Origin of the sequence: Mesorhizobium sp. M7A.F.Ca.CA.004.12.1.1 (assembly GCF_003997835.1) — a bacterium.
In the GTDB taxonomy this organism is placed as follows: domain Bacteria; phylum Pseudomonadota; class Alphaproteobacteria; order Rhizobiales; family Rhizobiaceae; genus Mesorhizobium.
Genome location: NZ_RZRK01000216.1, coordinates 1 through 8,365 on the forward strand (window position 1 = coordinate 1; position 8,365 = coordinate 8,365).

Sequence of the window (8,365 nt, forward strand, 5' to 3'; positions counted from 1 at the left end):
CCATAGCAAAGAGGTTGAAGCTGCGCTCCGATCTCGATTGAAGCGTGCTTCGATCACTTTGCCGTCATCCAGCCATGCTGGACCAATGCCCGGGCCTCTCGCCCGGGCATTTTTGTGCCAAATGGAACTTTTCGAACCCCTATATATTGTTGCAGACTATGGCGTCGCGCGTCCTTTGGCCGCGCAAAGCACGCTGTGCAACTTTGGTTCGGCGCAAGATCTTCGGGGAAATCGACACTGATTTTCGCGGTCACGCGCCAAGGCAGCCTGTCTGGCCGAGAGGGGACATTTGGTCATGAATATTCTGTTGAAGCGCGTTCTCGACCGCCTGGTGCGTACCGGCAATCTCAAGGTGACTGGTCCCAAGGGCTCGGCTGTGGTTTTCGGCGACGGCAGCGGCGAACCGGTGCACATGCACATCAAGACCGCGCATGCCGAGCGCGCCATCACCTTCGATCCGATGTTGGCGGTGCCTGAAGCCTACATGGACGGCGAACTCGACATTCTCGAAGGCGGCGTGCTGGGCGTGATGCGCATCGCCTTCCAGAACATGGGCAGCGGCGGCATCGACGCCACCTGGTCGAAGGCCATCGAAGGCTTGCGCCACGCCTTCCGCCGGCTGCAGCAGATCAACACCGCCTCGCGCTCGCGGCGCAACGTGCAGCGACACTACGATTTGTCGGGCGACCTCTACCGGCTCTTCCTCGACGAGGACATGCAATATTCCTGCGCCTATTTCGAGCAGCCGGACATGACGCTCGACGAAGCGCAGGCCGCCAAGAAACGCCACATCGCCGCCAAGCTCCGGCTGAAGGCCGGCCAGACCGTGCTCGACATCGGCTCCGGCTGGGGCGGGCTTGGCCTCTACCTCGCCAAGGCGTTCGACGTCGACGTGCAGGGCGTGACTCTGTCGACCGAGCAGCATGGCGTAGCCACCGACCGGGCGCACGCGCAAGGGCTGGAAAGCCGTGTGCATTTCGAGCTGAAGGACTACCGCGAACTCAACGAGCGTTTCGACCGCATCGTCTCGGTCGGCATGTTCGAGCATGTCGGCGTCAACCACTACCGCACCTTCTTCGACAAGAGCGCGACGCTGCTCAAGCCCGATGGCGTGATGCTGTTGCACACGATCGGCCGTTCCGGCGTGCCGTGGGCGACCAGCGCCTTCATCCGCAAATACATCTTCCCGGGCGGCTACATCCCGTCGCTCTCGGAAGTCATGCCGGCGATCGAAAAGTCGGGCCTGGTCGTCACCGACGTCGAGATCCTGCGGCTCCACTATGCCGATACGCTGAAGCACTGGGGCGTGCGCTTCGCCGCCAATCGCGACAAGGCCAAGGCGATCTATGACGAGCGTTTCTGCCGCATGTGGGAATTCTACCTGGCGGCCTCGGAAGCCGCCTTCCGCTGGCAGGACCTGGTGATCTTCCAGATCCAGATCGCCAAGAAGAACGACACGCTGCCGATGACACGCGACTACATGGCCAAATGCGAAAAAGCGCTTGAGATGCGCGACATGGGGCATCGTGAAACGGCTCCCGTCAAAAAGAGCCCGGCCGCCAAGCCGGCTCGCCGCCGCAAGGTTGCCGACCAGGAATAGCATTGCCGCTTGCCATTGCCGGCGCCTGCACTGAAAAAGGTCCCGTGACTGTCGCGGGACCTTTTTTTCATGACCTACGTCCTCTATGCCGCCGCCGCTCTGGCCGAGATCGCCGGCTGCTTTTCGTTCTGGGCCTGGTGGCGGCTCGAAAAGTCGCCGCTTTGGCTTCTTCCCGGCCTCGCCTCGCTTGCCCTGTTCGGCTTCCTGCTGGCGCTGGTGGACATGTCAGCCGCCGGCCGCGCCTACGCCGCCTATGGCGGCATCTACATCGCGGCGTCGCTTGGCTGGCTGTGGCTGGTGGAGGGCGTTCGCCCCGACCGCTGGGATCTTGCCGGTGCCGCGCTCTGCATTGCCGGCGCTTCGGTGATCCTTCTCGTCCCGCGGGGCGCGTGAGATGGAGTTGCCGGCCTCCCTTCGCCAAGGTGTCGAGCGCCTGCTCGAAAACGTTCCTCTTGCGGTACTCAAGCAAGCGGCAAAAACGCTGTCCGACCGTTATCGTGCCGAGTTGCGTGACGGCCGTTTGCACATGGCCGAGGACCTGGCAGTGAAAGCCTATCTGGCGACGCGGCTGCCGGCGACCTATGCCGCGATCCGCGCCAGCCTCGACGCGCTGAGCGACGCAAAGCCCGGCTTTCAACCCAGGAGCCTGCTCGATGTCGGCGCCGGCCCTGGCACGGTGCTTTGGGCCACGACCGACCAGTGGCCCGATCTCGAACAGGCAGTGTTGTTCGAAGCCAGTGCCGCGGTGCGCAAGGTCGGCGAGACGCTTGCCGGCGACACAATTGCCGCCCAGACCAGATGGCTGGCCGGTGATGCCACCATCGACCTTGCCGACATCGAGCCGGCCGATCTGGTCACGTGCGCCTATGTGCTCGACGAAATCGCTCCCGCATCACTGCCGAAGCTCATCGACCGCCTCTGGCAACTCACCGCCGACACGCTGCTTGTGGTCGAGCCGGGCACCCCCGCCGGCTGGCAGCGCATCCTTGCCGTGCGCCGGCAGTTGATCGAGGCGGGCGCGCATGTGCTTGCGCCTTGCCCGCATCAGGCGCCCTGCCCGCTCACCGCGCCCGACTGGTGCCACTTTTCCCGCCGCGTCGCCCGCTCGCGCCTGCACCGGCTGGCCAAGGACGCCGACGTGCCGTGGGAAGATGAGAAATTCATCTATGTCGCGGCTTCTCGCGACGGACTCACATCGCACCAGGCGCGGGTTCTTGCGCCGCCGAAATCCGGTTCCGGCAAGGTTCTGCTCAAACTTTGCCGGGACGACGGCACCGCCGCCGAGCGCTTGTTCACCAAGCGCGACGGCGCCGACTTCAAGCTGGCCCGGCGGCTGGACTGGGGCGACAGGCTGGCTTCCGAATAGACAGCAGCAGCGTTTGCGACCGCCTCGAAGAAAAATTTCGAAGCGATGTCGAATCCAGGCCGTGCCGTTCGACCATTGGCGTTCTCGGACCTTTCGAGACGCCAAGAGTGTCAAACGGCATCAGCCAATAGGAGAAACGCAATGAGCTATATCGCAGGATTTGTCGCCGCGGTGCCCGCCGCCAACAAGGAAGCTTACCGCAGGCATGTCGCCGAGGTGGCATCGGTGCTGAAGGAGTTCGGCACCACCCGCATGGTCGAAGGATGGGGCGACGACGTGCCCGGCGGCAAGATCACCGACTTCAAGGGAGCCGTGAAGGCAAAGCCGGATGAAGTCATCACCTTTTCATGGCACGAATACGCGGACAAGGCGGCGGCGGACGCGGCCTATCAGACGATGATGAGCGACCCGCGCATGGCGGAGATCGGCGCTTCCATGCCCTTTGACGGCAAGCGCATGATCATCGGTGGCTTCACGCCCTTCATCGACCTGAACACGACCGGCAAGACGGGCTATATCGATGGCTCGCTGGTGCCGGTGCCGGCCGCCAACAAGCAGGCCTACCTTGCCGTAGCGACGAAGCAGGCCGCGGTGATCAAGGAACACGGCGCAACCCGCGTTGTCGAAGCGTGGGGCGACGATGTTCCCGACGGCGAGGTCACCGACTACCGTGGCGCCGTGAAAGCAACGGGCGACGAGGTCGTCGTCTATGCCTGGGTCGAATGGCCGTCGAAGCAGGTGCGCGATGACGCCTGGAAAAAGGTGATTGCCGATCCGCGCATGTATGCCGACACCATGCCCTACGACAACCAGCGCCGGGTCCATGGCGGCTTTGCGCCGATCCTCGACGCCTGATCCCAAGAACCCTAGTTTTCGACAATCCTGGAAAAGGAAACCCACCATGCGTTACGCCTGTCTCATCTATTACCACCCCAAAACATTGTTCGGCGGCAGCCCGGAGGCCAATGCCGTGCTGGCCGAGTGCTCCGGATATGACGAGGTGCTCAAAGCCAGCGGCCACTTCGTAACCGCCGAGGCCCTGGTGCTGCCCGAGGAGGCAATGACCGTGCAGGTCCGCGACGGCAAGATGTCGACCGTCGACGGCCCGTTCATGGAGACCAAGGAGATCCTGGGCGGCATCATCGTCATCGAGGCCCGCGATCTCAACGAGGCGGTGCGAGTGGCGAGCGGCCATCCACTGGCAACGATCGGCTTTGTCGAAGTTCGCCCGGTCGTCGACTTCAGCCAGCCGCCGCCGGTCCTGTGAGCACCACCAGCCCCCGCGATGCCCTGGAGGCGGCCTACCGCACCGAGGCGCGGCGCGTGCTGGCGACCTTGATCCGCCTGCTCGGCGGTTTCGACGCGGCGGAGGAGGCCTTGCATGAGGCCTTCACTGCTGCCGCCGAGCAATGGCCGCGCCAGGGTGTGCCGGCCAACCCCTATTCCTGGCTGGTCTCGGCCGGCCGCTTCAGGACCATCGACCGCTGGCGCCGGGAAGCACGGCTGGCCGGGGCTCTGCCCGAACTCACGGCGCTGGCCGAGCCGACACGGGAGCCGGCCATGCCGGAAGACATCCAGGACGATGAATTGCGGCTCATCTTCGTCTGCTGCCATCCGGCGCTGGCGCCGGATGCACGCATCGCCCTGACCCTGCGCGAAGTGGGTGGTTTGACCACCGAAGAGATCGCCCGCGCCTATCTGACGCCGACACCGACCATTGCGCAACGCATCGTGCGGGCCAAGGCGAAGATCCGGGACGAGGCGATCCCCTACGAGGTGCCCGACCGCGCCGACCTGCCGGTGCGTCTCGAGAGCGCGCTGCAGGTGATCTACCTGATCTTCAACGAGGGTTACGCGGCCACCGAGGGGCCGAACCTGACGCGGGCCGACCTGTGCGCCGAGGCGATCCGGCTCGGCCGGCTGATGGTCGAACTGCTCGACCAGCCGGAGGCGCAAGGGCTGCTTGCCCTGATGCTGCTGCACGAGGCGCGGCGCGCGACGCGGGTCAATGCCAGCGGCGACCTTGTCCTGCTGGAGGATCAGGACCGCACGCTGTGGGACCGTTCGCCGATCGCCGAGGCCGACGGCCTGATCGGTCGGGCGATCGCCTCGCGCCGCATCGGACCGTATATCCTGCAGGCGGCCATTGCTTCCGTCCACGCCGAGGCGGCAGGCACGGCGGAGACCGACTGGGTACAGATCGTCGCGCTTTACGATGTGCTCGGCCGCGTCGACCCCTCACCGGTCGTGGCACTCAACCGCGCCGCGGCCATAGGCATGCGCGACGGCCCGCAGGCCGGACTGGCGGAAATCGAGGCGGTCATGGCACAAGGCGGGCTGGACGGCTACCATCTGGCGCACGCGGCGCGAGCAGACATGCAGCGCAGGCTTGGCTTAACCGAAGCGGCAAGGACCTCCTACCGGCGGGCGATCGAGTTGACCCGGCAACCGGCGGAACGCCGGTTCATCGAGGGGCGACTCGGTCAGCTTTGAACGGAGTGGCGGCACAGGAACCCAGCGCTTGTTTTCTCGTTTTGTTCTCCCTATAGATGCGCTACAATCGTTCTTTCGATTCGAGTCAATTGTGATTCTTTCCACCGAAAAAACTCGGCTGTGAATCGCGGGTATCAAAGCTGATTGGACAGGCACTGGTGCAGATAAGTCAGCATGGACTTGTCACGTTCTGATATCGAAAGGCCGGGATCGAAATCGGGGATATCATGGCAGAAGCAGCGCGAAAATTCGGCGTGGCGGAAACACCGCTTTATCGTGAAGCGCCCAACAACATCGAGGCCGAGCAAGCGCTGCTCGGCGCCATCCTCGTCAACAACGACGCCTTCTATCGCGTCTCGGACTTCCTCAAGGCCAGCCATTTCTACGAGCCGCTGCACCGCAAGATCTTCGAGGTGGCGTCCGAGTTTATCCGTATGGGCAAGGTCGCGACGCCGATCACGCTGAAAACCTTCCTGCCCGCCGACGAGAAGGTCGGCGACATGACGATGGCGCAATATGTCGTGCGGCTGGCGGTCGAGGCTGTGACCGTCGTCAACGCCACCGACTATGGCCGCGCCATCTACGATCTTGCGACGCGCCGCGCGCTGATCACGGTCGGCGAGGACATGGTCAACATCGCCTATGACGCGCCGGTCGACATGGCGCCCGGCGAACAGATCGAGGATGCTGAGCGGCGGCTGTTCGAGCTGGCCGAAAACGGCCGCTACGATGGCGGTTTCGAAAGCTTTTCCGATGCGTTGAAGAATGCCGTCGACATGGCCAGCGCGGCCTATATGCGCGATGGCCACCTGTCCGGCATTGCCACCGGCCTGCGCGATCTCGACCACCGCATGGGCGGCCTGCAGCCTTCGGATTTGATCATCATCGCCGGCCGCCCAGGCATGGGCAAGACGTCGCTGGCCACCAACATCGCCTACAACATCGCTGCCGCCTATGAGCCTGCCCAGCAGGCCGACGGTTCGGTCAAGGCGGCCAATGGCGGCGTCGTCGGTTTCTTCTCGCTCGAAATGTCGTCGGAGCAGCTGGCCACCCGCATCATCTCCGAGCAGACCGAGATCCCATCGTCGAAAATCCGGCGCGGCGATCTGACGGAGGCCGATTTCGGCAAGCTCGTTGCCTACACGCAGGAGAACCATAAACGGCCGCTCTATATCGACCAGACGGGCGGTATTTCCATTGCCCAGCTTGCGGCGCGCGCCCGCCGCCTCAAGCGTCAGCGCGGGCTTGACCTGATGGTCATCGACTATATCCAGCTGATGCAGGGTTCGTCCGCCAAGGCGTCGCAGAACCGCGTCCAGGAAATCACCGAGATCACCACCGGACTGAAGGCACTCGGCAAGGAGTTGGGCGTGCCGATCATCGCCCTCTCACAGCTTTCGCGTCAGGTTGAAAGCCGCGACGACAAGCATCCCCAGCTGTCCGATCTGCGCGAATCGGGTTCGATCGAGCAGGACGCCGACGTGGTGCTGTTCGTGTACCGCGAGGAATACTACATCAAGAACAAGGAGCCGGAGAAAGGCACGCCCGAGCATCTCGCCTGGGAGGCGAAGATGATCGAAGTCCAGGGCAAGGCCGAAGTGATCATCGCCAAGCAGCGCCACGGACCGACCGGCACCGTCAGCCTTGCCTTCCAGGGCGAGTTCACCCGCTTCTCCGACCTCGCCGAGGAGCATCATCTGCCGGAAAGGTTCGAGTAGCTTTTTGACCTACCCCAGCCAACCTCGCCCAGACCATTTTCAAGCAGCATCCCGCTGATGGCCAAATCCCGGGTCCAATTCATCTGCCAGAGCTGCGGATCGGTGCATCAGCGCTGGGCCGGCAAATGCGATGCCTGCGGCGAGTGGAACACGCTGGTCGAGGAAGGCACGTCCGGCGGCATCGGCTCAGGACCGGCCAACACGCGCAATGCCCGCAAGGGCCGCGCGGTGGTGCTGACCACGCTGTCCGGCGACATCGAGGATGCGCCACGCATCATTTCGGGCATCGGCGAACTCGATCGCGCCACCGGCGGTGGTTTCGTGCGCGGCTCGGCGCTGCTGGTCGGCGGCGATCCTGGTATCGGCAAGTCGACGCTGCTCACCCAGGCGGCCGCGGCGCTAGCATCAAAAGGCCACCGCATCGTCTATGTCTCGGGCGAAGAGGCGGTCGCGCAGATCAGGCTGCGGGCGCAGCGGCTTGGCGTCGCCTCTTCTCCGGTGGAACTTGCCGCCGAGACCAATGTCGAGGACATCCTGGCGACGATCGCCGACGGCAAGCGGCCTGATCTCGTCATCCTGGATTCGATCCAGACGCTGTGGACCGACCTTGCCGATTCGGCACCGGGCACCGTCACACAGGTGCGCGCCGCCGCCCAGGCGATGATCCGCTATGCGAAATCCACGGGTGCTGCGATCGTGCTGGTCGGCCATGTCACGAAGGAAGGCCAGATCGCGGGGCCGCGTGTCGTCGAGCATATGGTCGACGCCGTGCTCTACTTCGAGGGCGAAGGCGGCCATCACTATCGCATCCTGCGTACGGTGAAGAACCGTTTTGGACCGACCGACGAGATCGGCGTCTTCGAAATGTCGGACAAGGGCCTGCGCGAGGTTGCCAATCCGTCCGAGCTTTTCCTTGGCGAGCGCCATGCAAAATCGCCCGGGGCCGCGGTTTTCGCCGGCATGGAGGGGACAAGGCCGGTGCTGGTCGAGATCCAGGCACTGGTCGCACCCTCCTCGCTCGGCACGCCGCGCCGCGCCGTCGTCGGCTGGGACGGCGCCCGGCTGTCTATGATCCTGGCAGTTCTCGAAGCCCATTGCGGGGTGCGCTTCGGCAGCCACGATGTCTATCTCAACGTCGCCGGAGGCTACCGGATTTCGGAGCCCGCGGCCGATCTGGCAGTGGCGGCC

Annotated in this window: 8 protein-coding genes; all 8 read left to right on the plus strand. The window is 64.2% G+C overall.

Annotation, left to right across the window (positions count from 1 at the left end; genetic code table 11):
- Window positions 1–295 precede the first annotated feature (295 nt).
- Window positions 296–1,600, plus strand: a complete 1,305-nt coding sequence (locus tag EN984_RS13750; RefSeq protein ID WP_127272489.1) for a cyclopropane-fatty-acyl-phospholipid synthase family protein — start codon at window positions 296–298, stop codon at window positions 1,598–1,600.
- A 69-nt stretch (window positions 1,601–1,669) separates the two neighbouring features.
- Window positions 1,670–1,993 carry a YnfA family protein gene (locus EN984_RS13755; protein ID WP_127272490.1) on the plus strand — a complete coding sequence of 108 codons (324 nt, stop codon included), beginning with the start codon at window positions 1,670–1,672 and terminating at the stop codon, window positions 1,991–1,993.
- Between the two features lies 1 nt (window position 1,994).
- The gene (locus tag EN984_RS13760; protein ID WP_127272491.1) at window positions 1,995–2,966 is read left to right on the plus strand and encodes a small ribosomal subunit Rsm22 family protein; all 972 of its coding nucleotides are present in this window, start codon (window positions 1,995–1,997) and stop codon (window positions 2,964–2,966) included.
- A 141-nt stretch (window positions 2,967–3,107) separates the two neighbouring features.
- Complete coding sequence (locus EN984_RS13765; protein ID WP_127267849.1) at window positions 3,108–3,821, plus strand: DUF1428 domain-containing protein; 714 nt, start codon at window positions 3,108–3,110, stop codon at window positions 3,819–3,821.
- A 46-nt stretch (window positions 3,822–3,867) separates the two neighbouring features.
- Window positions 3,868–4,233: a YciI family protein gene (locus EN984_RS13770; RefSeq protein ID WP_027037981.1), complete on the plus strand. Its 366-nt coding sequence runs from the start codon at window positions 3,868–3,870 to the stop codon at window positions 4,231–4,233.
- On the plus strand, window positions 4,230–5,459 hold the full coding sequence (locus EN984_RS13775; protein WP_127267850.1) for an RNA polymerase sigma factor: 1,230 nt from the start codon (window positions 4,230–4,232) through the stop codon (window positions 5,457–5,459). The genes EN984_RS13770 and EN984_RS13775 overlap by 4 nt, the downstream gene beginning before the upstream one ends.
- Before the next feature lie 227 nt (window positions 5,460–5,686).
- Window positions 5,687–7,177 (plus strand): replicative DNA helicase, encoded by a 1,491-nt coding sequence (locus EN984_RS13780; RefSeq protein ID WP_127267851.1) that lies wholly within the window; start codon window positions 5,687–5,689, stop codon window positions 7,175–7,177.
- Window positions 7,178–7,234: 57 nt separating this feature from the next.
- A partial coding sequence (gene radA / locus EN984_RS13785) for a DNA repair protein RadA (protein WP_127383786.1) occupies window positions 7,235–8,365 on the plus strand: 1,131 nt, incomplete at its 3' end.

What these genes read in the sequence shown, in the direction of transcription:
- EN984_RS13750 (WP_127272489.1), top strand. Translation starts at nt 296, where the DNA reads ATGAATATTCTGTTGAAGCGCGTTCTCGACCGCCTGGTGCGTACCGGC.
- EN984_RS13755 (WP_127272490.1), top strand. Translation starts at nt 1,670, where the DNA reads ATGACCTACGTCCTCTATGCCGCCGCCGCTCTGGCCGAGATCGCCGGC.
- EN984_RS13760 (WP_127272491.1), top strand. Translation starts at nt 1,995, where the DNA reads ATGGAGTTGCCGGCCTCCCTTCGCCAAGGTGTCGAGCGCCTGCTCGAA.
- EN984_RS13765 (WP_127267849.1), top strand. Translation starts at nt 3,108, where the DNA reads ATGAGCTATATCGCAGGATTTGTCGCCGCGGTGCCCGCCGCCAACAAG.
- EN984_RS13770 (WP_027037981.1), top strand. Translation starts at nt 3,868, where the DNA reads ATGCGTTACGCCTGTCTCATCTATTACCACCCCAAAACATTGTTCGGC.
- EN984_RS13780 (WP_127267851.1), top strand. Translation starts at nt 5,687, where the DNA reads ATGGCAGAAGCAGCGCGAAAATTCGGCGTGGCGGAAACACCGCTTTAT.